The organism is Danxiaibacter flavus, from assembly GCF_041060425.1.
GTDB classification, from domain to species: Bacteria; Bacteroidota; Bacteroidia; order Chitinophagales; family Chitinophagaceae; genus Danxiaibacter; species Danxiaibacter flavus.
This window is the reverse complement of sequence record NZ_JAULBC010000006.1, coordinates 550,941-576,265: the sequence shown is the minus strand read 5'-3', so window position 1 is coordinate 576,265 and position 25,325 is coordinate 550,941. Positions and strand designations below refer to the sequence as shown.

At 40.5% G+C, this 25,325-nt stretch carries 23 protein-coding genes; 9 read left to right on the top strand and 14 right to left on the bottom strand.

Annotation, left to right across the window (positions count from 1 at the left end):
* Window positions 1-295 precede the first annotated feature (295 nt).
* The 7 genes from QTN47_RS19445 to QTN47_RS19415 all read left to right on the top strand — a co-directional run bounded on the left by QTN47_RS19445 (window position 296) and on the right by QTN47_RS19415 (window position 9,188).
* Window positions 296-871 (top strand): Crp/Fnr family transcriptional regulator, encoded by a 576-nt coding sequence (locus QTN47_RS19445; RefSeq protein WP_369331078.1) that lies wholly within the window; start codon window positions 296-298, stop codon window positions 869-871.
* A gap of 108 nt (window positions 872-979) precedes the next feature.
* Window positions 980-1,846 carry a pirin family protein gene (locus QTN47_RS19440; protein WP_369331077.1) on the top strand — a complete coding sequence of 289 codons (867 nt, stop codon included), beginning with the start codon at window positions 980-982 and terminating at the stop codon, window positions 1,844-1,846.
* Between the two features lie 136 nt (window positions 1,847-1,982).
* On the top strand, window positions 1,983-2,837 hold the full coding sequence (locus QTN47_RS19435) for a pirin family protein (RefSeq protein ID WP_369331076.1): 855 nt from the start codon (window positions 1,983-1,985) through the stop codon (window positions 2,835-2,837).
* Window positions 2,838-3,013: 176 nt separating this feature from the next.
* Window positions 3,014-4,297, top strand: a complete 1,284-nt coding sequence (locus QTN47_RS19430; protein WP_369331075.1) for a hypothetical protein — start codon at window positions 3,014-3,016, stop codon at window positions 4,295-4,297.
* A 380-nt stretch (window positions 4,298-4,677) separates the two neighbouring features.
* On the top strand, window positions 4,678-5,991 hold the full coding sequence (locus tag QTN47_RS19425; protein ID WP_369331074.1) for a phage tail-like protein: 1,314 nt from the start codon (window positions 4,678-4,680) through the stop codon (window positions 5,989-5,991).
* A gap of 177 nt (window positions 5,992-6,168) precedes the next feature.
* Window positions 6,169-7,596 (top strand): hypothetical protein, encoded by a 1,428-nt coding sequence (locus QTN47_RS19420; protein ID WP_369331073.1) that lies wholly within the window; start codon window positions 6,169-6,171, stop codon window positions 7,594-7,596.
* An 8-nt stretch (window positions 7,597-7,604) separates the two neighbouring features.
* Entirely contained in the window at window positions 7,605-9,188 is a 1,584-nt protein-coding gene (locus QTN47_RS19415) for a T9SS type A sorting domain-containing protein (RefSeq protein ID WP_369331072.1), read from the top strand.
* A gap of 293 nt (window positions 9,189-9,481) precedes the next feature.
* Here the strand turns inward: QTN47_RS19415 and QTN47_RS19410 are convergent, their stop codons facing one another.
* From QTN47_RS19410 to QTN47_RS19365, 10 genes are all read right to left on the bottom strand, one after another.
* Window positions 9,482-10,534: a glycosyltransferase family A protein gene (locus QTN47_RS19410; RefSeq protein ID WP_369331071.1), complete on the bottom strand. Its 1,053-nt coding sequence runs from the start codon at window positions 10,532-10,534 to the stop codon at window positions 9,482-9,484.
* Window positions 10,531-11,514 (bottom strand): glycosyltransferase, encoded by a 984-nt coding sequence (locus QTN47_RS19405; RefSeq protein WP_369331070.1) that lies wholly within the window; start codon window positions 11,512-11,514, stop codon window positions 10,531-10,533. Before QTN47_RS19405 ends, QTN47_RS19410 begins: the two co-directional genes overlap by 4 nt.
* The gene (locus QTN47_RS19400) at window positions 11,514-12,572 is read right to left on the bottom strand and encodes a glycosyltransferase family 2 protein (protein WP_369331069.1); all 1,059 of its coding nucleotides are present in this window, start codon (window positions 12,570-12,572) and stop codon (window positions 11,514-11,516) included. The genes QTN47_RS19405 and QTN47_RS19400 overlap by 1 nt, the downstream gene beginning before the upstream one ends.
* Entirely contained in the window at window positions 12,572-13,576 is a 1,005-nt protein-coding gene (locus QTN47_RS19395; protein WP_369331068.1) for a glycosyltransferase family 2 protein, read from the bottom strand. Before QTN47_RS19395 ends, QTN47_RS19400 begins: the two co-directional genes overlap by 1 nt.
* Window positions 13,573-14,574 (bottom strand): polysaccharide deacetylase family protein, encoded by a 1,002-nt coding sequence (locus QTN47_RS19390; RefSeq protein WP_369331067.1) that lies wholly within the window; start codon window positions 14,572-14,574, stop codon window positions 13,573-13,575. Before QTN47_RS19390 ends, QTN47_RS19395 begins: the two co-directional genes overlap by 4 nt.
* 12 nt (window positions 14,575-14,586) lie before the next feature.
* The gene (locus QTN47_RS19385; RefSeq protein WP_369331066.1) at window positions 14,587-16,191 is read right to left on the bottom strand and encodes a glycosyltransferase; all 1,605 of its coding nucleotides are present in this window, start codon (window positions 16,189-16,191) and stop codon (window positions 14,587-14,589) included.
* Between the two features lie 11 nt (window positions 16,192-16,202).
* Window positions 16,203-17,462: a glycosyltransferase family 2 protein gene (locus QTN47_RS19380; protein WP_369331065.1), complete on the bottom strand. Its 1,260-nt coding sequence runs from the start codon at window positions 17,460-17,462 to the stop codon at window positions 16,203-16,205.
* Window positions 17,462-18,754: an ABC transporter ATP-binding protein gene (locus QTN47_RS19375; RefSeq protein ID WP_369331064.1), complete on the bottom strand. Its 1,293-nt coding sequence runs from the start codon at window positions 18,752-18,754 to the stop codon at window positions 17,462-17,464. The genes QTN47_RS19380 and QTN47_RS19375 overlap by 1 nt, the downstream gene beginning before the upstream one ends.
* A gap of 25 nt (window positions 18,755-18,779) precedes the next feature.
* Window positions 18,780-19,622 carry an ABC transporter permease gene (locus QTN47_RS19370; RefSeq protein ID WP_369331063.1) on the bottom strand — a complete coding sequence of 281 codons (843 nt, stop codon included), beginning with the start codon at window positions 19,620-19,622 and terminating at the stop codon, window positions 18,780-18,782.
* 245 nt (window positions 19,623-19,867) lie between these two features.
* Window positions 19,868-21,337, bottom strand: a complete 1,470-nt coding sequence (locus QTN47_RS19365) for an MFS transporter (RefSeq protein ID WP_369331062.1) — start codon at window positions 21,335-21,337, stop codon at window positions 19,868-19,870.
* Window positions 21,338-21,676: 339 nt separating this feature from the next.
* Here QTN47_RS19365 and QTN47_RS19360 point away from each other — a divergent pair, with 339 nt between their 5' ends.
* Both QTN47_RS19360 and QTN47_RS19355 read left to right on the top strand, forming a co-directional pair.
* Window positions 21,677-21,850: a hypothetical protein gene (locus QTN47_RS19360; RefSeq protein WP_369331061.1), complete on the top strand. Its 174-nt coding sequence runs from the start codon at window positions 21,677-21,679 to the stop codon at window positions 21,848-21,850.
* 36 nt (window positions 21,851-21,886) lie between these two features.
* The gene (locus QTN47_RS19355) at window positions 21,887-22,066 is read left to right on the top strand and encodes a hypothetical protein (protein ID WP_369331060.1); all 180 of its coding nucleotides are present in this window, start codon (window positions 21,887-21,889) and stop codon (window positions 22,064-22,066) included.
* On the opposite strand, the gene QTN47_RS19350 is transcribed toward QTN47_RS19355, so the two are convergent.
* The 4 genes from QTN47_RS19350 to QTN47_RS19335 all read right to left on the bottom strand — a co-directional run bounded on the left by QTN47_RS19350 (window position 22,047) and on the right by QTN47_RS19335 (window position 25,276).
* Window positions 22,047-22,550 (bottom strand): CinA family protein, encoded by a 504-nt coding sequence (locus QTN47_RS19350; RefSeq protein ID WP_369331059.1) that lies wholly within the window; start codon window positions 22,548-22,550, stop codon window positions 22,047-22,049. The genes QTN47_RS19355 and QTN47_RS19350 overlap by 20 nt on opposite strands.
* Window positions 22,551-22,587: 37 nt before the next feature.
* Entirely contained in the window at window positions 22,588-23,079 is a 492-nt protein-coding gene (locus tag QTN47_RS19345; protein WP_369331058.1) for a DUF421 domain-containing protein, read from the bottom strand.
* A gap of 357 nt (window positions 23,080-23,436) precedes the next feature.
* On the bottom strand, window positions 23,437-23,748 hold the full coding sequence (locus QTN47_RS19340) for a hypothetical protein (RefSeq protein ID WP_369331057.1): 312 nt from the start codon (window positions 23,746-23,748) through the stop codon (window positions 23,437-23,439).
* A 178-nt stretch (window positions 23,749-23,926) separates the two neighbouring features.
* The gene (locus QTN47_RS19335; RefSeq protein ID WP_369331056.1) at window positions 23,927-25,276 is read right to left on the bottom strand and encodes a deoxyguanosinetriphosphate triphosphohydrolase; all 1,350 of its coding nucleotides are present in this window, start codon (window positions 25,274-25,276) and stop codon (window positions 23,927-23,929) included.
* Window positions 25,277-25,325 lie beyond the last annotated feature (49 nt).

The following is a 25,325-nucleotide window of genomic DNA, read 5'->3' as shown; positions in this document are numbered from 1 at the left end:
TTGCTGTATACCTTATTCAAAACAAAAAACAAGTATGACCCGGATTATCTCTCAAAACAAGAGATATTAATCAACGACTAAACAACACATTAAATCAAGTCTGTCTGAAATTAATTAGGACGGTCATTACAGACCGCCCTAAACAGGCTGACTTTTGCCGCCTTGGAACAACAAAATTATAAAAACTTAACTAAAATCTTACTTGGTAATTAACACAGAATCTCAGTGGCTAATTCCTCGCAATCATTGTCAATTTTCACCTTTCAATTATCAATTATGATTTAGTTTTACGCTTATGTACGATCTTCTTTTGGCTAACATAGCAAAATATATCACACTCACCCAGGAGGAAACAGACTACTTAATTTCCCTTCTGCATACCAAAAAAATAAAACGCAAGCGCTATCTTCAGCAGGAAGGCGACACCACCAGGCACACATCATTTGTGATCAGTGGCATTTTAAGAATGTATTCTGTTGATAAAAATGGATTTGAACACATTATCCAGTTTGCAACACCCGGTTGGTGGATTGGAGATTTTCAGAGTTTTCTTCAGCAGAAACCGGGAAACCTGTTTATCGACGCAATTGACGACAGTGAAATTATACAGCTATCAAAAACAGACCTCGACAACCTGTTTATCAAAGTACCGAAATTTGAACGTTTCTTCAGAATACTTGCCGAGAATGCGGTTGCAGCGTACCAGCAACGCTTTGTCAACAGCCTGAGTTTATCTGCACGTGAGCGCTATCAAAATTTTGCGGAGTTATATCCATCGCTCGTCCAGTGTCTTTCACAAAAATTCATTGCCTCATATATTGGTGTAACGCCTGAATTTCTGAGCAAAATGCTCAATCAACAAATGCAGTAAAAAAAATTAATCTACATTAATTGTTCCGCTTAATCTATGTTATTGGAAGGCCCTGGTGCCGCGTTGTACTTTTGGTGAACAAATTAAATAGTACAAAGGAAAATACACATGAAAAAGCAAATAGACAGAATAGTTCCCAAACCCGCACGTCCGGGCATGGTGGGTGACGGATTCAGAGTGTTTAACTATATTCCCGGTTCGGGCATTTTGCAGGCGAGAATAAGTCCGTTCCTTATGCTGGACTTTAATGCTGAATTTGATTTTGGTCCTTCAGAAAAGATAAGAGGTGTTGATGTGCATCCGCACAAAGGCTTTGAAACCGTAACCATTGCCTATAAAGGAAGCGTGGCACACCACGATAGCACAGGCAATAGTGGTATAATCAATCCGGGTGATGTACAATGGATGACCGCTGGTGGAGGTATACTTCACAAAGAATACCATGAAGAAGCCTTTTCAAAAAAAGGTGGTCCGTTTGAGATGGTTCAGTTATGGGTAAATCTTCCCAAAAAATACAAATCCGTTGATGCACATTATCAGCCAATTACGGCAAGCCAGATGGGTAAAATTGCATTACCCGGTGGTGGTGTTGTAAATGTAATTGCCGGTGAGTTTAATGGTGTAAAAGGTCCTGCAAGTACATATTCACCTGTAAACCTTTTCGATATCAAATTAAAAAAAGATGAAGCGCTTTCTACCACTTTACCTGCAAACTATAATACAGCATTACTTGTTATTAATGGCAAGATAACTGTGAATGATAAAGAGGCTGCAGAACATAGTTTTGTACTTTTTAAAAACGATGGCGAGGATATTGAGATAAAAGCGTCAGAAGATAGTGTGGTATTGTTGTTAAGTGGAGAGCCGATCAATGAACCTATTGCCAGTTATGGTCCGTTTGTGATGAATACCCAGCAGGAGATCTATGAGGCGATACAAGAGTTTCAGTCAGGTAAATTTGGCACGCTGGAATAAAATAAAAATTCAAAAGTAAAAAGTCAAAAGTAAAAAGCTTCCGGCACAGTTATGCTTGATTTTTCGATTGACAGGGTAGAACGCCGGGACTCTTTTTTACTTTTGGCTTTTGAATTTTGACTTTAAAAAAGATGTTATGAAAAAAGCAATCACACATATTCTTGCAGGAAGAGAGAAACAAATAACAAAAGAAGAAACGGTCTTACAACCACTGCCCCATAAAGATTTCAGGTTTGCCAATCCATTTATTGTAATACACCATCTCAAGCCGGAAACCATCACGGCCGGTGCTGAATTCCGGATTCATCCTCATCCTCACCGCGGCTTCGCTCCTGTTACTTTTATGTTGCAAGGCGAAGGTTATCACAAGGACAATGCCGGACATGATGAAACGATTGGCGCAGGCGATGTGCAATGGATGTTTGCAGGTAAAGGGCTTCTGCATAGCGAAGGTCCTTCCAAAAGATTACTGAGAGAAGGTGGTGTTCAGGAATTTATCCAGATCTGGGTAAATGTACCCAGCACGAACAAGTGGGATGCCCCCTCCTATCAATTTGCAGCAAAAGACAAGCAACCCGAAGTATGTGAACAGGAAGGCGTTCATCTAAGACTTGCAAGTGGCTCATACGACGGACAGACAGGACCAATTAAGACTATTACACCGGTTATTTCCATTATAGGAGAAATAAACAAAGGACGTCGCGTACAGCTTAATGCGACACAAGGTTACTGGACATTGTTGTACATAGCAAAGGGCACGCTGAACGTTAACCAGGAAACAATCCAGGAACACAACCTTGTGATCTTTGAAAAAGAAAACGATGAGATTATTGTTTGCGCAGAGGAAGACGCGGTGATTCTTTTTCTATCTGCTCAACCAATTGATGAACCAGTTGCCGCTAAAGACAATTTTGTGATGAATACCGCAGAGGAAATTGAACAGGCTATGGCGGATTACAACAATGGCGTATTTGGTACTTTAAGCTACTGAAGATGGTCGTGCAACAGAAATTCTTTTTTTCTTCACCACGGAATAAAATCCAATGGCACAAAATTTATGGTTATATAAATGAAACCAAATAGCCGGATATTTTTATGCGCATCTTAGCCGCTTTATTGTTAATCATTGTTCTCAATAAGAGTTATGCACAACATGAAATGCATAACATGAAAGACTCTGCTCACGCAATGAAGGAATCCGGCGATACAGTTACCCACGGGATGAATATGCATGCGCCCATGAGTCACGCTTATTCATTGAATCTGCCAATGAATCGCAACGGATCAGGCACTGCATGGCTGCCTGATGCATCACCTATGTATGGTGTCATGGTCCATTCAAAAAAATGGATGTATATGATACATGGGAACATTTTTCTACGATATACCAGCCAGGATATCGGCAAGAAAGGTTCCCGCGGGGATGACAAGTTCGATGCACCCAACTGGTTCATGTTGATGGCGCAAAGAAGGGTTGGAAAAAAAGGCCTGTTTAATTACACAGTTATGTTATCGTTAGATCCGTTGACAGAAGGCGGAGCAGGCTATCCGTTGTTATTTCAAACAGGCGAAAGCTGGAACGGAAAACCGTTGGTAGACAGACAACATCCGCATGATCTTTTCTCTGGCCTTTCAATAGGCTATACGCAAGCGTTATCAAAAAAATCTGATCTGTTTTTCTACTTCGGTTATCCCGGAGAACCAGCACTCGGATCTGTTGCATTTATGCACAGACCATCATCTTTATCCGGTCCTGATGCACCAATTACACATCACTGGAATGACGGCACACACATTACTTTTGGCGTAGCGACAATAGGATACCGTTATGATAAATTCAAAATAGAAGCATCATCATTTACAGGAAGGGAACCTGATGAAAATCGCTATAATTTCGATAAGCCGCTGTTCGATTCATGGAGCACAAGATTATCATTCAATCCTTCTGCAAACTGGGCCATGCAAGTGTCGCATGGTTTCATTAAAAGTCCTGAAGCATTGCATAGCAATGAAGACATAAACAGAACAACCGCATCAGCTATCACCAGTTATCCGCTAGGCAACAACAGTTCATTCAATGCAACAGCACTGTGGGGTTTAAATAAAACAAAAGGACACGACGGCGAAAATGCAGCATTACTTGAAGCGTCAGCAAACATTAGTCGCACGACATTTTATATGCGCTATGAATGGGTACAGAAATCAGTTGAAGAACTAAATCTTGATGCAAATATTTACGGCAACCACACACGCTTTCCTGTAAATCTTTTAGCTGTTGGAGCCAGTTATAATTTACTGCAAACAAAATTTATAAACGTAGCTGCAGGCGGACAATTATCATTTTATCATGCAGATAAAAAACTAAACGATCTGTACGGAATGAATCCTTTAAGCGGTCAATTTTTTATCCATTTGTTTCCGCCGTTAATGAATATTTCTATGCATCACTAACCAAAATGTCTTTTTGAGCATTATAAAAAAAGATTAAATATTCATTCATTAATTATTCATTATTTAAGGTAGTTTTTTTTGGCCAAATGAGAATTTAGTACATCTTTGGCAAAGAATAATTCGCAATAAACTATGAAACACCTTACCTTTAATTCAACAATACTTTTGTACCCGAAGATAATTGTTACAATCCGCGATAACTGACCAGGTAGCATTTCCAATGTAACATTCCACGCTTCTTAATTGAGCACTTGTATTATTGATTTAGTTTGTGCTTCCCAATACCTAATGAAAGGCATCTTTATAGATCCTGCATAGTACCGTCATCTCCTATGATATACCACAATTAATCAAAATTGTTTTATATCTAAACAAGACCAATGAAAAAAGTTGTACTCGCTATCATGCTAGCGCTGGTAACCGGCGTGTCCTTTGGCCAGATGAAAATCGGCTCAAACCCAAGCACCATCAACAAATCATCCATTTTGGAGCTTGAAAGTACCAAACAAGGTTTGTTATTGCCCCGTGTTCCGGGCTCAAATCTTGGTGTCAGTCCACTGAATGCCGCTCCCGACGGGATGATCGTTTATGTAATTGATTCTTCGGCTCTTTGCGTACGGCGTAACGGGGTGTGGTTAAAAATGTCTCTGGACATAGTCGCCAATTCAAACTGGACTTTGAACGGTAACGCAGGCACCAATGAAGCTACAAATTTTATTGGAACAACAGACGGACAGGGCGTTGTATTCAAAGCCAACAACAATGCATTGTTAAAGCTTACTTCAACCGGCAATATACAAGTGCCAAATAATACAACAACACTGCCTGTAGTACCATCAACGGATCAAACACAGGTGCAGGTATTGCTTGTAGATCCTGCAACAGGAAACATTTTGCAGCGCAAGATTGCATTATCAGCATTCAGCAACGCCATCGTTTCGCTAGGAAATTTAAGAGACAGCGTTCACGAGTTTGCTACAAGTAATATTCCTGATACAGGCATAACAATTAAGTCAAGTTCTAACGGTGCCGGCACAGCCACACATACTTTAAACATCCCTATCCAGGATGGAAGCGCCGCTACCAATGCAAAAGGTTTGCTGACTTATGCTGACTGGGTAAGATTTGATGCGAATGCCAAGGCAGCGATCGTGGATGGTGCTTTCTCAGCGTCATCAATATCTACGGGAGTAACAATTGATCCTAATACAGATCCATTAAAACCAGGCACACAAGTGGTTACACTGCATGCTGCAAATGCTTCTAACCCCGGTGGTGTATCTATAGCTGATCAGACATTCGGTGGTAGCAAAAACTTTAGAGATTCACTTGCTGTTGGCCTCGCGGCAAACACATACGCTACTTCAACATTTGAAGTAAACGGTTCTATCGCGAGCAACATAACCACCATGACTACGAGTGGAGCTATCGATGAAAAAAGCAATACTATCCTTGCCACCCCGGGTGCAAGTGCTATGACAATTACTTTGCCTTCCCCAACAAACATTAAAGGAAGAATGTACACCATTAAGAAAGTTGGCAGCGGGGATCCTGACGGCGGTATTGACAGCCCTGTTACTATTGCGACTACGGGCGGAACTATTGATGGCGGCGCAAACTACGTAATCTACAACGACTGGACTTTCGTGACTTTACAAACAGATGGCACCAATTGGTATATCATCAAAAAATAGATAGCCTGCAAAACAATGCTGTTTTCTTTTATTGAAGTATACAGCATTGAATGGCGAATAGTGAATGGAAACCAAAAGCCATTCACTATCTTGTGCCATTTAAGTGAAATTGATTGCTGAGTCTAACACCAGGCTGTTTGTTACTCATTTTGCTATTCACTGTTTTTAACTGACCTCATGAAAAGAAGATTGTTTTATCTGTTGTTGCTTGTCGCCGGGATGGTATTGGTCCAAACCAATGGATCCGCCCAGTTAAAACTGGGTGTAACACCTTCCGCTATAAATAAATCATCGATACTTGAACTGGAAAGCAAAGTTCAGGGCCTTTTGTTGACAAGAGTGCCGGACACACTTGTTTCACCGCTCACATCTGCACCGGATGGAACGATCATCTTTTTCACGAACGATAATACCTTGCGCATCAGAAAAAATGGAATTTGGCAACAGGTAATCGATCCGACTAATTTCTGGAAGTTAAATAACATTAACATTGCAGGTGGAGATTTAACCGGAACATATCCGAATCCTTTAGTCGCTGTAAATGCAATTGACGATACAAAACTTGCAGACAATAGTGTTATTACGACCAAAATATTGAATGGAAATGTAACATATAGTAAAATCCAAGACGTTACGCCAAACAAGCTACTTGGCCGGTATACTGCGATTCCGGGATCTATGCAAGAGATTACATTAGGTACCGGTCTCAACCTTGACAATACAACAGGAATTTTAAAAGTTCAGGATAACTTGTCAAACCTCCAGGATGCAACTATTACAGCACCTTCAGCAAATCAACTGTTACAATATAATGGATCAAAGTGGATAAACATTACTCCTAACTATTTAACTGCTATAACTGCAACAGTACCATCAGGTTTGTCTGCCGCTATAACAACACCATCTGCTGGCACATCCAACATAGGAATAACCACCACATTAAATGGTTTGTTGCGTGCTAATGGATCTGGATTTACAACAGGTAATGCAGACCTGGCAACAGAAGTAACAGGCGTATTGCCTGTTGCAAATGGTGGCACAGGGCTTTCTTCCATGGGTTCATCACTTAACCTATTACGCGTGAATTCAGCAGGAACATCGTTGGAGTATGTTAGTCCCACAGCTGTATTCAATGGTTCTGACTGGCTTTTAGGAGGCAACAGTGTTACCGCTGTTCAGAGCCTGGGCACCACAAACAATTATGATCTGCCTGTTATTACCAACAATACGGAAAAAATGAGAATTACATCGTCAGGCAATGTTGGTATTGCCACTGCTACTCCGGGTGCGAAGCTGGATGTTGCAGGCGATTTTAAACTCGGGCAGACGGGAACGGTATTGACGGGAATAATGAAGTTTTCTCAAAGTTCTTTAACCATTCCGAATATCGGCGCCGGGGTTACAAAAACATTAGCCATTCCATATGCAAACGTCCAGGCAAATGCTTCGGTAATCGCCAATATACGCGGGGGGATCGCCAGCGGATTGGTATTAGCTTCTTCATATGCAACTGCCGGGACGGTCAATGTTCAAATCACCAATTTTACCAGCGGAAGCCTTGGTCCGTTCAATAACCTCACATTCGATATAACAGTTATTCAGTAATGAACGGAATGAAAAAATCATTTTTATTTGCACTACTCTTACTCGCAGCAATGTACGCATCTGCCCAAACAGGTGTATATATCGCTGCGGGTGCAGATGTTGCTGCATATAAAAAAGACACTGTTTCCATTTTTTCAGATGTGGAGAATAATGGAAACATTGGTTCATTCAAAGGTTCAGTGGTTAATTTTTATGGAAAGAACTGGAAGAACGGCTCTACTGCAACATTTCCTGATCAACATGATTATATCGACACACTTTCTCCCAATGGTGGCGTCTTTCGTTTTTTACAGTTGGGCAAAAACAATCAGTACCTTCAAGGAGGCTACAGCATAGGCTGGAACAAAGGCGCTTCTTTTCCAAACCTTTCTCTCGAAAACATTAACGGACTTACATTACAGGCCGGCGATCTTAAAGTGCGTGATACACTTAACTTCTCGGCTGGCAATATTTTTCTCAACAGCCAGAACCTTGTTGTAGGCAATGGTTATCCTGGCGTGATCACAGGTTATAATAACCAACGGTTTGTTGTGACTGGCCAAAGTAAAATCGTCGGCATGCTTTTGAGAGAACATATTACAAAAGGCGATGGTCTTGTTGTGTATCCTATCGGCACATCTGCCGCCAGCTATACTCCGCTTGCCCTTCAGAATCATGATAACATTGCTGACGATTTCTTTGCCGGTGTTTTTGACAATATTTATGAGAAGGCTACTTATGGCTCCATCTTAAATAAACCTCAAGTAAAAAAAACCTGGAACCTCATAAAAAGAAACAATACCAAAAGCAATATATCACTCTGGCTTCAACACAATGACAAGGACGAGGATGCACACTTCAAATTCAATCGTGACAGCAGTTACATCTCCTATTATACCGACAATGCATGGGATTCAACATTCCCAACAGGAGTAGTCAATCCCGGCACGCTTACTTCAGGACCTGCTCTTTCAAACGGATACATGAGTTTCCGGTCTTTCTTTGGAGACCTTAGCTCCAACAACTTCTTCTCTGTAGTTACACCGAAAAGTGTCAGGGATCGTTCTTCTAATGTAGGTATCGCATTCAATGCATGGAGAACAGATATCCGCTGGGTTAAAGCTGACTGGTTCACTTATTGGGAAATTAACATGAAGCAATTTGAGCTGCAACGGAGAAAAATTAACGAAGATTCATTTCATACTGTTGCTGTCCTGCCGGCCAAAACTGCAGATGGCTCCACGATACTCCAACAGGAATATACTACCAACGATGATAACCTGTATGATAACTGGACCTATTACCGCGTTAAAGGGATAGGTAATGATGGTATGATCTACTATTCAAGAATTGAACTCGTACCAAACTTCATAGAGGTCAAACCTTACCCCAATCCATCAAACGGCAGCTTCAATATTTATGTGTGGGGCGTAAAACAAACAATGAAGATGAACATTGTATCATCAGTTGGACAGATAGTTCATACGCAAACATTAAATGGCAGTGGCACAGTCAATCGAAAAGATCTTGCTTCGGGCATATACTTCCTGTTCTTCTATGACGCAGCAAACGGCAGCCTGATTTACAAACAAAAGATCGAGATCATCAGATAGTTATACGTTATAAGTTGTACGTTCACAGTCATCTCCAGATTACAATTCGTTTTGGGAGCCCCGGACTATTCTCTGTGCACCTTAGCAAAGTTCTTCCTTGCAGCCATTCATTTGGACTGCTGCCCGCCGAAACCTTGTACATATAGACTCTGTGATGCTCTGTGTAACTGCGTTTTTTTATTTCACTGGGAAGCTAATCATGTGCTTAACTAAACGACATCAGTTCGTTTATAGCAATCGCAATTACTTATCACGTAAAACGTACAACTTATAACGTACAATGTCCAACTCCTTCAGACCATAGCATGTTTTGACTGAACAATAGGCACATGATTGGGATGGAGCGACCTTTTAAACCTGTTGAGCTTTTTAGTGTTCAGGTAGATTTTATGCATATTGAACAACAATCCTGTTGCACGTAAATAATAAAATGTAATACGCATTCTTACAAACACACCGTAGTCTGTATCTGGTTTTGCTGTGACCCACCTGAGGCAAAACCTGAGCAGTTCCTTGAAGAAGTGATAAACATGTTTAGCTATATAATACGTAAAGCCATACCTCGTATATCCATCGCCCTTGTAGAACAAGGCAGTATATGCATCAAGCGTAGTAAGGCATGATACACTTTCTTTCATAAGTTTTTGATAATATTTAAGCGACAATCTTTCAACAGGAAAATAATGTTTAAAAGTAAGTCGTTCCTCATACCAGATCTCATAACCTGCGAGCGCAATAGCTGAGCAGATCTCATAGTCCCCACCAGATGTTAAAGTATTGCCCATTCTGTCTGTCAGCAGGTTTGCAAACCCGGCTGATACAATCTTATCATAAGCAGGTTTATAAATTATGGCACCGGCACCATACACTCTCTTATTAACAACGGGGCCGGATTTGGATTCCTGTCTTCCTATTGCAAAGCCTTTGGTATAGTACACCCAGCCCGGCGGAGGAGTTTCTGACACAAGTTCTCCGTTGCCACCAAGAACCCCTATATTCTTTTCTTTTTCAAATACAGATTTGGTGACTTCCAGATAATCTTCGGCCAGCCAGTTATCATCATCGCAACAGATGATATAATCGTAACGTGCTTCAGAAAAGCCTTTTTTCCTTGCGTGGGATAAACCCAATTCGGTCTCTTCAATTATTCTGAGACCAATGTTTGAATCATACTTTGACCACTCTGTTAACGCAACGGATTTAGTGTCATCATTTGAAGCATTATCAATGATCAGTAGTTCGCAGGGCAGGGTTGCAGGCACTTTTAAAGCCGCAATATGCTTTAGAGTTACAGGCAACCTTTTACTGCTATTATAGCAGCATATTACTATTGAGTAACCGTTCATTTGTACCGGATTAAAATTTTTACTAAAACCTTTGCTGCCGCCATTATTATTACAGGGCTTTTGCTAAAATGGAAAGCAGCTTTTATCTGATTCAATGCGCCTTTAACATGTTGTTTGCTATGCCATAATTTGTCAGCTGTGCGTATTGCATATGCTGCATAGTAAAGCTTCGCCTTACGTTGAATGGCATTAACTTTTTCCTCAGGGAAATATTGACGTGTGAGCTGCATGACATGCTCCAGGTCATATATATTTTGTGCCGTGAGAATTTTTTGTGATGTGATCGAACCATTTGCCTGCCTTCTGTACTCAGCAAGCACATCTGGTGTATAAGCAATAGGGTAACTTGCCGCGATGCGAATCCACATGTCCCAATCCTCACCATATGTAACATCTCTAAACAAACCAATATGTTCATATACACTCTTTCTCACTACCATAGACGGAGTTTCAATTCGCTGGTGTTCGCCTAAACGCAAAAGGATATCATTCAATACTCCTTCGGTATTTGTTTCTGCATCCTGCGTAAACAAATACTCGCCATTGTCATTGATATAATTTGTTCTGCAAAAGGCCGCGCCAATTTTGTCATCAGAATTCAACAGAGTCTCCATTTTCGTATAGAAACCAGGCTTAACTCTGTCATCTCCGTGCAAAAGATGAACATATTTACCTTTTGCTCTTTTAATACAGGTTTCAAAGTTGCGCAGACTGCCTACGTTGGTAGTCTGACGAAAATAACTGACTTTCCCCTTCCCTGCTCTTCCAACCACTTCCTCAACGTTTGCGTCTGTGCTGCAATCGTCAATTACTTCTACCTGCACTGCGGAATAGTCGCTAAACTGGCTAACGACACTTTTGATTGTTTCTTCCAGGAAACCAGTGCAATTGTAAGCAGGGATCATTATGGACCATACCACCGGAGAAGGAGGTCGTATATCGGGTATAGCCAGACTAATTGTGTTTTCTACAGGGTACATTAGTTAATTTTTTGAGGATTAAGTACATGAACAAATCGTTTTTTAAATGCAGGGATTGACTTAAATATAACTCTAAACTCTGTTAAAAGCAAGCAAAGCATCAGCCATTTCTGCTTACTGAGATATGGCTTAATGTATAACATCATGTAATATTTCTTATTTTTATATGCCTGCATGCAACGCTGGTCGAAATTATTTGGATTGACCCTTTTGATGATGTTGTAAGAAATTCTTTTAAACAACTGTACACATTTAAGCACCTGTCCAAAGTTTTCTGAGGAAAGCAGCGGTTGAAAATCATATTGATAAAACAGTATATACTCATCCGGCACTTTTACTTTTGCCGGCAAAAAATGCTGAATATTCCGGCGCTTTACTTCCATTAGTGCAACATCATACTCATCTTTTTTCGTGACTTTGTGAAGACTGTTATTCGAAAGACGATAATCCATCAATACCTCTTCAATCTGATTGATCTTATATACCGAAGCAATTTTCCAGAAAAGATCATAATCCTCTGCGTATGGTCTGTCATACATGTTTACCTGCATTACCGGCTGCCGGCGGAACATCACGGCCGGATGATAGATATTGCACTCAAATTGTAATGTATAATACAGAAAACGATCCCTGTGAATTTCCTGTCTAACAAAAACTCCATCGTTGGAAATAACCCTTACATAACAGGAAACCATCGCACAATCAGGGTTTTCTTTCATGAATTCATATTGCTTCTGCAGGCGGTTTGGATAACAAATATCATCGGCATCCATTCTTGCGATAAGATCAGATGATGCTGCCCGTATACCAATATTCAATGTTTCAGAAATACCCATATTTTTTTCGTTCTCCAGCAGTCTGATCCGTGGATCATTGTATTCACGTATGATCTTTACCGTATCATCAGTTGATCCATCATTTACGATCAGCAATTCAAAATTGGTGAACGTTTGCTGTAATATACTGGCCATCGCCTCACGCAAATGGGCTGAAGCATTGTAAACAGGCATTAAAACGGTTAATAAAATTTGCTCTTTCAACATAACTGCTTCATTCATCAAAATGTGGCTTTCATTGTCTCATTCATTTTTGCATTCCCACTATTGTGCAACTGATCCTTTTTTCTGATCAGTTTCAATACAGGATAGGAGAATTTATAAGCCCATCCCTTCATTTCATAATAAGCCCTGACCAATATGTTGCTATAAGGCGCCCAGGCCCTGCGATAAGCCCTTGCCACTTCTTTGTTTTTAATACCCTGCGTTTTCATATAATCCTTTAACCACACCAGAAAAAATCTGCGCGCATCATAATATTTTCCTTCTTTGTAAGCCACTGCAACCAACGAACCACTGCTCTGGCGGTAGCGTACATGGCACTTCGGACTTATGAAAACGGGAGTATTAAAATATATTTTGCAGAAGAAAGCCTGATCCTCATAAAACTGGTAGTCGCCAACAAACACACCGGCTTCAAAACGCGCATATTTTTCATACACAAAACGGCGAATCATAATGCCGGAGGGGCTGGGAGCATCTCCATCTGAAAGGGGATATAAATAGGTAAGCATTACGGGCGGTGAAACAACAATATTCTGCGGACCGCCAACAGGCACGATAACGTCTTTTTTGGTGGCGTTATTGTTCCAGCTATACCAGTACTCATATGCACAACTAGTCATACCCGCCTCAGGATAATGTCTAAAAATTTCCACCTGTGTTTGCAGTTTTTCCGGGTACCAAACGTCGTCGGAATCCAATGGCGCAATAAGCTCACCTTTGCTTTGTTCTATTGCCATATTCCTGCTTGCACAAACGCCCAGGTTTGCATGATCCTTATGCTCCAGGTAAAATATTTTGTCCGGATAGCTTGCTGCATACGATTTCGCCATCTGCGTACTACCATCGGTAGAGCCATCATCTACAAGAAACAACTCCCAATGCGTATAGGTTTGTCTAAGCACGCTTTCGACCGTTTCCGCAAGAAATTTTTCTCCATTAAGGAAAGGCGTGATCACCGATACCAGCGGATTATTGTTATTCATGCCTTGCTCAATACTCATATCGCAAACCATTTTTTTAGTTGTTTTTTAAATTCAGCGCCATTCACATTTTTAACATGCATTCTTGGCAAAGCAAAAGGATCGCTTTTTTCTGTCACACAATTTTCCTCAGTGGTACAAGCGTAGAGAAAACCATTTTCACGCAAAATATTCCGGGATGTTTCATTGTAACTGCCATGGGCATACCCATATCCGTTCACAATATTTCCGGTTGTTTGTTCCAAAAACCTTTTATTCTCCATTATTGCCGATAACTGCTGATCGCCGGCAAATTTTCCCAAAGCCGAATGAAATGCAGAATGACCTCCGATTTCAATATTTTGCTGCATGCCAAGTACTTTCAACTGCTCTTCACTCATCACTTTGTATTCATCTCTCACTTTCGGCGTTTGTCCGGCCTGCATATACAGCTGCGCCAAAACACTTAACTGGCTTTGGTACGATAAGCTTTTCATCCACTCACTCAGGTACACAAACAATGCATGTGATGCTGTTGGCGGCTGAGACCAGGGCAGCCATGATGCAAGGCTTTCAACAAGTTCTTCGTTGATGATCTTTTTCCAGTTATCCTGTAAATCCCATTGATAGGTGATATTATCTTCAGTGATACACACTTCCCGGGGAAGTGTGTTATGTTCTATCAACAAATACTCCAGCTCGTTCCACCAGAATTCACGATTAACCGATGCTGTAATGTTTGTCACAAAAAAGGTTGCTGGCAATCCGTGCTTCAGCAATAACGGAGCAGCCTTTGTGTAGTTATCTTCACATGCATCATCAAAAGTGATCGCTATACTTCCGGATGGTAATTTTTTGGTTGCAATTCCATTCGCAAGCGCTCTCATTGATATTACATTATAACCAGAGAGAATGCTTAATTGCTCTGCAAAAACATCCGGATGCACAGCCAACTGCCACACATCACTGTTGTATGTATTCACCCTATGATACATTAATACAAGCGCCTTCTTGCTTTTACCAAACTTTATTCCAAACATTCACTTGCCTTTTTAGTTTTTAACTGCACGTACCGCAACTGTAACCTGGTAGCAGCTATCTTTTTCATCCAACAGGCCGGTGTCTTTAACTTCGCTCAATCCTAATCCCCAGAGAAAAGCCGTTGCAGAAAATACATTGCCATATGATTCTATCGTTACGTCCGGAGAATTGAAATTCTTTGCAAAGATCAGTTTCATGGACCTGGCGGTGAAGGACCACAGCCAATTATCTTTCCAGCCACCGGCGTCAATCTGTGAGATGCCAGGCACAGTTATCAACAATACACCACCTGGCTTAAGAATACGATGACACTGTTGAATAGCCTTTTCATAATCGTAGATAAAATGAAGTGTCTGCGTAAGGATAATACAGTCAAACTGATTATCGGGAATGGGAATTTCATCTGCCTTTGACAAATCACCGGCGATAGTAGCGCCCGGGTGATCCCTGTGCAGATGTAATACATCACTTACCACTACCTTGCCTTTACCAAACATATAGGTGTAATGGTTGTCTGCTATTTCAAGCACTCTGCCTTTAACATCTCCGGAATTCTCTTCCAGGAAGCCTTCTATATAATATCTGTCAATCGCTCCTCCCCTGTCAAAACCAAAATCTCTGCTGTATGGCGTTGTTCTTTTAAAGCTGCCGAAATCTATTTCACCCGGTTTTGTTTTATCATGCGCTGTATTATTTCTGCCGATTATTCTCTTAACGATCTTCTTAACGCGTTTCTTGTTGTTCTGAAAATACAGACTTAACGTACGTTTCGGAAAATTATTCCAAACCAGCTCCCGCTCTTCATTAGTTAGTAAATTTCTTGCATAGCCCTTTTTATGAATTTGGTATAGTTTTTGATCTAAAATCACACCTGCATAATATTTATTCCATATGGAAACGCCTTCAGCAAATGCTTTTTTTTCATCATCGCCAAACAGTACTTCCTGCTGTCTGCCCAGCACTTTCAATACGTGTTGCAGCATAAAGGGAATATTGCGGCTCATATTATTTCCATGAATTCTATAGCCGGCAATTTTACCTCCATGAGCGTATATGGGAAATTTTCTTGCAAGCTTCAAATAAAGATCATAGTCTTCCGCGGCTTTAAGAGAGGGATCGTATTGCAACGTATCAAACACTTCGCGCCGATACATTACCGCAGCGTGCATCCCAATAAAATTACCCTTCAGCAAGTGTAAATAATGATCCGCATCAACAACCGGCCCGTGATCCTCCGGAATTATTTTTCCGTCAACATCAATTTTATCATGTCCGCCAGCCACAGCCATACTTTCAGGATTTGCCAGCATAGCAGTAACCTGTTGTTGCAATGCGTCTTTGTACAACCAATCGTCAGCGTCTAAAAACACCAGGTACTTTCCCGATGATTCTTTAGCGCCGGTATTTCTTGCAGCCGCCAATCCCTGGTTTTCCTGCCACACATATTTTACTTCGCGGTAATTGGTCGCAACTGCTTTTGTGTGATCAGTGGATCCATCATCCACTACAACAATTTCAAAATGCGGGTAGGTTTGATAGAGTACACTGCCGATCGCTTCATCAAGGTAAGAAGCGTGATTATAGCAGGTAATTACAACCGATACAATTTCGTTCATTGGGTGTGTTTTTATGGTTTAGCATGTTTAGTTTTCTTATAGTAGCGGATGCCTGAAATAATACCTTTTATTTCCTGAAAGTGTGTGGCTGATGGGTTACGCAATGCAGCCTTCAACATCCGGGGCATCTTTTTAAAATAGTACGGAAATAAGTGCTTATATAAATGATCCAGGTTGCCTTTATGGCCGTAACGCTCATGTTGTATGTGAAGCGCTACAGTAAATCCACGCATGTAATAGTATATCTGGCTTTTAAAAGCCTCCATCTCCTGCCTGTGCGTGTGAAATGCTATGGCAAGTGGAGTATACACCATGCTGTAACCCTCGGCAAGTATGCGATACCAGAATTCAGAGTCGCCGTTACACCCTGCAGCACCAGCATCAAGTCGTTCATCAAAATAGCCGACCTTGTCAAATATATCCCGCCGGAAAGCCATGTTGGCGCCAGCCCCGATATTCCATACAGGCACGCCGCTTTCAAGATGCTCGTGAAAATAAACGTTGTCGTATTTCTTAAACACGTATCCGCGATTGAAGCTCCAGTGTTCTTCAAAAAGACGCTGAGCCTGTGTTTTAAGCTCCGCAGGGAAAACAAGCCCTGTAACGCCATATATCTCCTCTGAAGCAAATGCCTGCGCGATGTAGTAAGTCCATAACGGATGCAGATTGACGTCGTCATCCGTATAAGCTATGATCTTACCCTTTGCTGTTTTTGCACCTGCATTGCGGGCAAAATCCAATCCGGGTGTAGGCTCTGCAATATACCTTACAAGAGGAAAATCGGCAGTTGTTTCTTTTGACGATGTGTCCGAAGGTGCATTATCTACAACAATAATTTCAAGAGGCGCATAAACCTGCTGGGTTAATTCCTTTAAGCAGTTCCTGAGAAAACCGGCACGATTGCGCGTACAAATAACTACACTGATATCACGTGGTTCAAAAAGTCCACCTGTCTTTTTTGCGAGCAAAGGGCTCAATAGATTGTTCCATTCTTCCTGTTGCTCATTTTTCCATATGCTTTTATAATCAGCTTCGGTAGATATGCTGCTATCAAAATTACTTTTAAGTGTATTGATGATTCGCGAGAAGGCTGATTCCTTAATATCTTCTTCTGTATATTTTACCTGGAGATCCAGGCACAGATGGCACAACGGCATGTTCTTCCACCAAAAAATCCTGTATTCATTTTGAATGAGGGGTGGTTGACAGGCACGATACATATCCTCTGCTGTGTCAAAGTGGGTTATGTTATAGGGTATCGTTGTATTCATCAGGTTACAATTAAACTCTTTTTTTCCGTTAGTGAAAACGATAATGCAGGCCGTATATGTCCCGAGTAATTACCGTACCATCTTAGCTGACCCGGCACATCTTCTACATCAAATGTCAGGCATTCTTCAAGATAAAATATGTCGTCTGTTGATCCATTCTTTATAAAAGCCAATGATACAAAGTAAGAACCATCATTTAACAGTTTTCCGGGAATAATACAGCATCCCTGTATCGTGCCTTCACTTGTTTTTATTGAATTGGACAAAGCATTGAATATACATTCGCCCTCAACTGAAAAAAGGTACATGCCGACAGCAAGATCCATTTCCGGATTGACACTTTTGCACTCAAATCTTATATACAATGTTGTGTTTACGTTAATTGACTCAACATCGCCAACACTTCCTGTATCAAGCGTTACTTTTTTCACGCGGATGTCTGCATCACCTGCAAGCACATCATCATCTGCATACTCATTGAAGTAATCTTTTGCCTGAATTGCGTGCAAATATTTATGCACTACATGGTCCGGTAAACCTTCTTCTATAATTGAACCTTTTTGCAGCAAAATTGCTCTATGGCAAAAGCTTTGTACGGTATGCATGGTGTGGCTAACCAATATAATTGTCTTTCCGGCCTTTACTGAAATCTCTCTGATCTTGTTCAAACATTTGCGTTGAAAGTCTGCATCGCCAACAGAAAGCGCTTCATCAATAATCAATATATCAGCATTGAGATGCGCAGCTACAGCAAACGCCAGCCTCACATACATACCGGAAGAATAACGCTTAACAGGCGTATCAATGTAGCGCTCTATTCCGGAGAAATTTACAATCTCATCTAACCTCTTGTCTACATCTTTTTTGGTCATGCCCATTATGTTACCGTTCAGGTAAATATTCTCCCTTCCGGTAAGCTCTTCATGAAAACCCGTACCTACTTCAAGCAAACTTGCTATATGCCCTTTGCCCCTCACTACACCTTTGGTTGGCCTTGTTACCCTGGATAAGATTTTTAACAGGGTTGATTTTCCTGCACCATTCTTGCCTATAATACCCAATACCTCCCCTTCTTTAACATTGAAGCTCACATTCTGAAGGGCCCACATAAACTGTTGTTCATTGGTTTCAGTACTTCCGTCTTCGTTGATCTTTCCAAAAGGATCTTCCTTACCCATCACATTTACGGTCCACCAACGGGACAGGTCTTTTTTGAAGGCGCCCGATGACATTGCTCCCAATCTATAAAGCTTGTACAAACCTGATGCTTCTATGACTATTCTGGATGACATGAAAAAACTTAAATTTTTTGTTTAACTAAATCGTGTCGATTACATTTTGCTCTACCCTTCCAAAAGCAATTACACCTATAACAAGCAACACTAGTGTTGAAACTATACCGTATAGCAAATGAAGACCGTTAACAGCTCCTGAACCAAACAGCATAACCCTCCATGCTTCAAGCAGCGGGGTAAGCGGATTTAAGCCAATTATCATTTTAAATTTTTCATCAACCTGGGCAAACGGGTAAAAAATAGGCGTGGCAAACATGAGAAGCCTGATAATAAACATCATGAGATTCTGTAAATCCCTGTAGCGCGCTGATAACGCTGCAATGATTAAACCAACGGCTAATGAAAGCAGCGCCGTAAACAAAATGAGAACCGGTGCAAATAATAAATACCATGATGGTTTTAAGCCCTGCCCATTCACATTAAAATAAATATACATACCAATCAACATCAACATTTGGATTCCCAGCCTGCTTAGCTTTGAAACATTGATAGAAATAGGAACCAGGATGCGCGGAAAATATACTTTGGCAAAAATGGACGCGTTTTGGTAAAAGCTATAAGAAATGGAACTTACAACATCGGAAAAATATGTCCAGAGAATAATACCTGACAAAAAAAACAATTGTGGCGGAACTTCGCCGGTGGAAACTTTTAAAATTCCGGAAAAAACATAAAAGTAAACGTAGGTAGCAATTAACGGTTCAAGAAAAACCCATAACGGACCAAGTATTGTTTGTCTGTAACTAACAATATGATCACGTTTTACAAAACGCAACAGTAAATCTTTATACTGCCACAGCTCTGATATCTTTATTTCGGGAATTCTGCTTGCGGGTTTTATTTCCCAAGACCAGTTTTCTTTCATTTGCGATCTATAATAAATTAAATGACATTAAGAAGTGCAGGTAGGGAAACATGCACTAATTGGTGCTCTAACGCGGTCTTTAGGTAGATATTGTGGGTACTTGGCGCTAAGATAGTAGTTTTTCCTTTTATATAATCATTTTGATAGGGAAACACCATTAAAAAAACATTAACTGAAGCTAAAACATTGGCTATCATCTTTTTAAAAGGAATGTACGACTGAAAGGTCCAAATTTGGGAACTAATTTATCGCCGTGCGGCGACATTCTTTTTTCTTCTTATGATAGCAGCGAGCTGTTCCTGCCAATTGATAAGGTGCCCTATTAAAAAATATTCACGAAGATTGCTTTTAATACTGCTGCGCATGATCCGCCTTACATTTTCTTTATCCACCTCGCCAGTTTCTTTTACATTAACAAGCAATTGCACGGCAAATAGTCCGATAACAGCGCTTATCAGGAACAAGAAATTCCATTCCCGTAAAGAGATGAGGTGAAAAATTTTGTGCAGTTTTGGACCGCTCCAAATACCATCGATTGTTATCTTCCGTTCCATAAAGAAATCGGCCAGCACTCCTCCTAATAATGGCGCTATGGATGAAAAAATTGCCGTAATAATATTTTTTACGGATAAATAAATAATGGAATATTCATTGGGTGCAAGCTTGAGACCTATGTTCGTAAGGCACAGATTAATACCCGCCAGCATTGTGCCTGAAGCAATATGTATAAGTACCAGTAAAACAATATTAGGCGCAAAACGGCTGTATATTCCAACAAAGCACCAGGCTATAAGGCAAATGATATATAACGGTGCTGCTATTGCTATGATTGTTTTGTTGCTGTACCTGTCCGCAAAAGTGCCCCACATTCTTATCGTAAAAATACCGGACAACTGGCTAAGAATGGTTAAGCCTATTATGTACGAAAGCGGCAGTCCCATACTCTTCATCATAAACACTGTGAAAAAAGGCGTAGCCATATTTATTGCGAAGATCCAGATAGAATTAAAAACAAGTAGCCGCACAAAATTGCCGTCTGTCAGCGGTCTTTTTAAAAGCTTAAAAATATTTCCTTCGGATAATTTGGATATTGGCTCTGGTGTTCGTCCAAGAAATGAGGCTCCGTAAACGCCTATAATTCCGGCAAGCACAAACATTGCAGAATAAGCTGTCAATTCGTACTCAGGAAAATGCAGCTTTATATGATCCACCACCAGCGCCAGGATGAGACTAAGCGACGCATTGGCAATCTGCATATACGATGTTCGCCTGGCAAAATAAATCCCCAGGATATTCTGGGGTATAAGATCCTTCATCCATGCATTCCAGGCAAGGCCCGAAATTGAGCCAAACAAATAAAAAAAGAAAAGAAATATAATTACAAGGCTTATCGGGCCTTTAAAATAAAATATACACGCGCCTGTAATAATCAACGGAACCCGCGCAAGCACAGTACAAACAACACATATTAAGCGCCTGTTCTTTAAACGTCTTACCAGCCATATTGATATTAACTGAAAAAAATTGGTTACCGTGGGAAGGGCAGCCAACAACCCAATCTGAAAATTATTAGCGCCCAACAAAAGAGCTACTGCCGTAAGAAAAACGCCACCGGCCAGTGCGTTCATTGCTTCCGAAGCCAGGCCATCTGAAATAACCAAACGCAGACCTTTCTGTACATCTGTCTCTGTAAGTATTCCTTTCGGTTCAAACATATGCAACTATTTACGCAACAATTGTAATACGGGAAATGTGGGAATCATTTTAGTCTTTCAGAAACAATCATACCAAATGTTTCTTTTTCTAATGAACGCGTACGACTACGGCTGAAGGACTTACTGCTGAAATGATATTTTCCCTAAAACGTAGAATGATGGCAACAGCAACCAGGCGGATAATTTTTCCACAATAACATACATGCCCGGCATGGTGAGTAAACAATGACAATTGCATAAAATGCTGCAATGAAGTGCTTTACGCCTGCTGCTATTTTTATGTTATCATTTTTCATCTTTCGCATAAAGTTTGTGGCCCTTAAGTATAAATGATTTGATATGAAAAAAATGAATGAAAACACGAAATCCAGGGCAATACGAACAGAAAAACAAAAGGTAATTGAAAACAAAGACAATTTAGATAGCCGTAAAAATGAAGAATGGCGCACAATGGGCGATAAGGTTACCCACACAGAAAAACCAACAAAAGAGGAAAGGCTTAAAAAGAAATAGCTTTTACCATCTCATTTAACATCAAAAAACTTAGTTATGAAAACGACTGATAATCAAAAAAAACAAACCGATAAAAAGGCTCCTGATAAAAAAAAGGAACCTTTGAAAAAAGACAAAAAAAATCAAAGCCAGGGATTAACGCAAGAAGATCTTCCTGACAGTACAAACACTTCTACGGGGCAGGTAGGTAGCGGTCTCAGACAAGATTCGAATTAGCTTGAAGAACTGAATACAATCCGTTAAGCACTTGTTCGGTATAATATAACTGTGCATCAAGCATACTTGATTTATCTGCCGTTATTTTTGCCTGGTGCACAATTTTTCCGTTCAGTGAAATAGCATAAAATGCAAACAAATCATTTATACCTTCTTCCGGAATTGTAGCCGCATAACCCGTTATCCCCACACCGTAATGGCTCACGAAAAGCCTCGAAACATTTATCGCCATATCACACGCAATCGGGGCAGAAACGCAATTGTTCTTGACCGCATGTATTGGCTCTACAAGTAAATGCCTGGATTTTTGTCCCAGATTATAAGCAGTTATACCTCCCTGATAGAAAAACGTTGCTTCATCTGCAAGCGAGAAAGCCGCCTGCAAATGACCTGATGTCACGCTTTCTGCAACTGCAATGGTGTGTTGACTATGTATCAGTCTGTCCTTTATCTCATTTAATAACTTTATAGGATATATCATCATGATGCTATGTTGTTCTGATAGATTACATTAATCATTGTTACCCTTCTTTTTTCACAACACTTATCTCACCGTTCTTTTCCATATAAATACTGTCAATTTTATTGAGATCATCCGTGAGGGCTGCCCGTCTTACTCCACGCATAACATCTTCCTCCCGCACCAATGCCCGTTTCATATGATGCCTGTTAAACTTACCATTGGAATAAAGAAGAATTTTATCCCCTTCTGCAAAACTCGCAAATGCATCGCTCCGCATCAGAAGCCATGCGAATGCTCTATGAAGCAAGGCTATCACCAGGCTTGCTGCAACGATAGGCAAAAATGGAGAAGCTCCAACAATGGCCCTGCTTAAAACTGCACCAAGAGTGATCGTGATAATATTATCCAGCGGCGTGCGTAATCCAAACGAGCGACGTCCCGAAATTCTTAAGAGCAAAAATGCAATGAAGAACACAACGACACTTCTGCAACTCATTTGCAGTACATTCAGATCTTTGCCTTCACCAAAAATTTCTTCTATAATGTTCATGGCATAAACATTTAAAGTACTTCTTCATAATTATATAAAATGTTATGCCACTTATGAAAAACAGGAGACAAAAAAATGCTGATTATTTTCTTTTACAAGCTGCGTACATATTCAAAAAAATATCTTACAGAAACCGGCAACGCATACAGGAAGTATTTATTGTGTGAGAAAAAGCAAGGTCTGGCACAACAATTGACTAAGGTGAAGTGAGTTTTTCAAAAGGATACTGGATAAAACGGGGGCTGGATGTCTATCCTATCCCTTTTTTTATTTTTAAAATTCCAGGCAACAAAATAATGAATCCGGAATCACGAAAGTTAAAGACAAGCAGAAGAAACAATATTGTGAGTGAAGCGGTTAGGAGAAACTGGGAAGCATTTCATTCTCCTTTAAGTTGAGCTGGATAGCATTACCCACTTCCCTGCTTAGATCAGATTCGCGCTCAGAATCGGAATGAACCCATTGTGTTGTTTCTCCGTCTTTCACCGCCATTATCTCTAAATCAGGTATTAAAGACGCAGATGAAATTTTATTCTGAATGCGAATGTCTTTTACCAATATTTTCCTGGACCTTTCACTTATACAAACGCATGCCTGCATGGCCAGCGAGACCTTTCCACCCAGGTAATGAATAAATTTTACAATGAAAGTTTTTGTTGAGGGTATCATATAACAGATTTTAGGCAGTTAATAATTTCTATCCAGGACCTGTCCCGCATATCAACGCAAACATTGTACCATCGACGTTGTGACTAACCATTTCGTCGATTAAAATTGCTGCGCATATAACTATTTACTTACCATTCAGCCTGTTATTACCTAACCTGTTCCTTCTTGCAACCACGCTCTAGTCTATACTTGGAAAAGAGATCCCTTTAATTTTTCTATACAATTCTACAGCGTAAATATCCGTCATACCAGAAACAAAGTCCAAAACGCTTTGTATTCTTGTATAAGTATTTGTGCTTTGCGTAATGAATTGTTTAGGGATCAGTTCAATCAGTTTTTTGTGATAATGCGTTTTATTTTCGAGGAAGGCCGGCACAAATTCTTCCAACAAGCCACCCATTACCTTATAACCCGCAATTTCAATTTCCACCACTGACGGATAATTGTAAATTTTTGCGATGGACAAGTCCTCTATTTCTTTCAGCGTACTTTTAAGAGGATCGCCTAGTGAATCAATAAGACTTTTATTGAAATCCCCGTTTAACAACTGCTCCTGTTCATTAAAGAATACTGTAGAGCAGGCGCCTATTAAGGCGCTGATAGCTTTGGCGCGCAACAAGCTAAGTTTTGCATCGGTATCTTCAATTTCTTTTAACCTGGCAGGCAATCTATCCTCGTTACAAAGTTTTAATAACAATGATTCCACTTCCTGATATGATAATATTTTTAAACGATGCGCATCTTCCAGGTCAATGATATTATAGCATATATCGTCTGCGGCTTCAACCAGGTATACTAAAGGATGGCGCTTATACATTAAGGGGTTGTCCGTTACCTTAACCAGCGAAAGCTCCTCCGCTATTTTTTTAAATGATTCCTGTTCTGACTGAAAGAACCCATATTTTTTTGTGTAAATATTTTTTTTGTTATGACCGGCAATTGCGGCACAAGGATATTTGGCAATAGCTGCCAGAGTTGGATAAGTTAATGCAAATCCGCCATACCCTTTACCGTTGTATTGATGAATGAGGTTTCTTAATGCATTGGCGTTTCCTTCAAAATGAGTCAGGTCGGCCCACTCTTCCTCTGTCACTTCATTCTGATAACGACGACCTTCACTTGCTGTAAAATAGCTTGATATGGCAGATTCGCCCGAGTGGCCAAAAGCCGGGTTACCTAAATCGTGCGCCAGGCAAGCACTGGAAACAATATTGCCGGTCTCACTTAAAAAAGGATACTTTTTGTCAATATCCGGATCCTGTTCCAGTTTTTTGTTGTAGAAAATTCTTCCGAGTGAACGGCCAACACTGGCCACTTCGAGGCTGTGTGTTAACCTGTTGTGTACGAAAATGCTGCCGGGTAGCGGAAATACCTGGGTTTTATTCTGCAACCTTCTGAAGGGGGAAGAAAAAATAAGGCGATCGTAATCCCGCTGAAATTCGGACCTGGCATCAATGGTATTTTTTGACACGCGATCTTCATATCCCCAACGTTTTGCAGAAAGCAGCTTATCCCAGCTCATTGACATGGTTCCTTCATTTTAAGCCGCAAATGTAATGAGTTTGGAACCACGGAGG

Coding starts and splice junctions, on each gene's coding strand:
- QTN47_RS19400 (WP_369331069.1), bottom strand. CDS start 12,572: ATGAATGAAGCAGTTATGTTGAAAGAGCAAATTTTATTAACCGTTTTA.
- QTN47_RS19425 (WP_369331074.1), top strand. CDS start 4,678: ATGAAAAAAGTTGTACTCGCTATCATGCTAGCGCTGGTAACCGGCGTG.
- QTN47_RS19395 (WP_369331068.1), bottom strand. CDS start 13,576: ATGAGTATTGAGCAAGGCATGAATAACAATAATCCGCTGGTATCGGTG.
- QTN47_RS19380 (WP_369331065.1), bottom strand. CDS start 17,462: ATGAATACAACGATACCCTATAACATAACCCACTTTGACACAGCAGAG.
- QTN47_RS19350 (WP_369331059.1), bottom strand. CDS start 22,550: ATGATGATATATCCTATAAAGTTATTAAATGAGATAAAGGACAGACTG.
- QTN47_RS19440 (WP_369331077.1), top strand. CDS start 980: ATGAAAAAGCAAATAGACAGAATAGTTCCCAAACCCGCACGTCCGGGC.
- QTN47_RS19420 (WP_369331073.1), top strand. CDS start 6,169: ATGAAAAGAAGATTGTTTTATCTGTTGTTGCTTGTCGCCGGGATGGTA.
- QTN47_RS19430 (WP_369331075.1), top strand. CDS start 3,014: ATGAAAGACTCTGCTCACGCAATGAAGGAATCCGGCGATACAGTTACC.
- QTN47_RS19340 (WP_369331057.1), bottom strand. CDS start 23,748: ATGATACCCTCAACAAAAACTTTCATTGTAAAATTTATTCATTACCTG.
- QTN47_RS19390 (WP_369331067.1), bottom strand. CDS start 14,574: ATGTTTGGAATAAAGTTTGGTAAAAGCAAGAAGGCGCTTGTATTAATG.
- QTN47_RS19375 (WP_369331064.1), bottom strand. CDS start 18,754: ATGTCATCCAGAATAGTCATAGAAGCATCAGGTTTGTACAAGCTTTAT.
- QTN47_RS19415 (WP_369331072.1), top strand. CDS start 7,605: ATGAAAAAATCATTTTTATTTGCACTACTCTTACTCGCAGCAATGTAC.
- QTN47_RS19365 (WP_369331062.1), bottom strand. CDS start 21,337: ATGTTTGAACCGAAAGGAATACTTACAGAGACAGATGTACAGAAAGGT.
- QTN47_RS19360 (WP_369331061.1), top strand. CDS start 21,677: ATGAAAAAAATGAATGAAAACACGAAATCCAGGGCAATACGAACAGAA.
- QTN47_RS19370 (WP_369331063.1), bottom strand. CDS start 19,622: ATGAAAGAAAACTGGTCTTGGGAAATAAAACCCGCAAGCAGAATTCCC.
- QTN47_RS19355 (WP_369331060.1), top strand. CDS start 21,887: ATGAAAACGACTGATAATCAAAAAAAACAAACCGATAAAAAGGCTCCT.
- QTN47_RS19410 (WP_369331071.1), bottom strand. CDS start 10,534: ATGAACGGTTACTCAATAGTAATATGCTGCTATAATAGCAGTAAAAGG.
- QTN47_RS19335 (WP_369331056.1), bottom strand. CDS start 25,276: ATGTCAATGAGCTGGGATAAGCTGCTTTCTGCAAAACGTTGGGGATAT.
- QTN47_RS19445 (WP_369331078.1), top strand. CDS start 296: ATGTACGATCTTCTTTTGGCTAACATAGCAAAATATATCACACTCACC.
- QTN47_RS19385 (WP_369331066.1), bottom strand. CDS start 16,191: ATGAACGAAATTGTATCGGTTGTAATTACCTGCTATAATCACGCTTCT.
- QTN47_RS19345 (WP_369331058.1), bottom strand. CDS start 23,079: ATGAACATTATAGAAGAAATTTTTGGTGAAGGCAAAGATCTGAATGTA.
- QTN47_RS19435 (WP_369331076.1), top strand. CDS start 1,983: ATGAAAAAAGCAATCACACATATTCTTGCAGGAAGAGAGAAACAAATA.
- QTN47_RS19405 (WP_369331070.1), bottom strand. CDS start 11,514: ATGTACCCTGTAGAAAACACAATTAGTCTGGCTATACCCGATATACGA.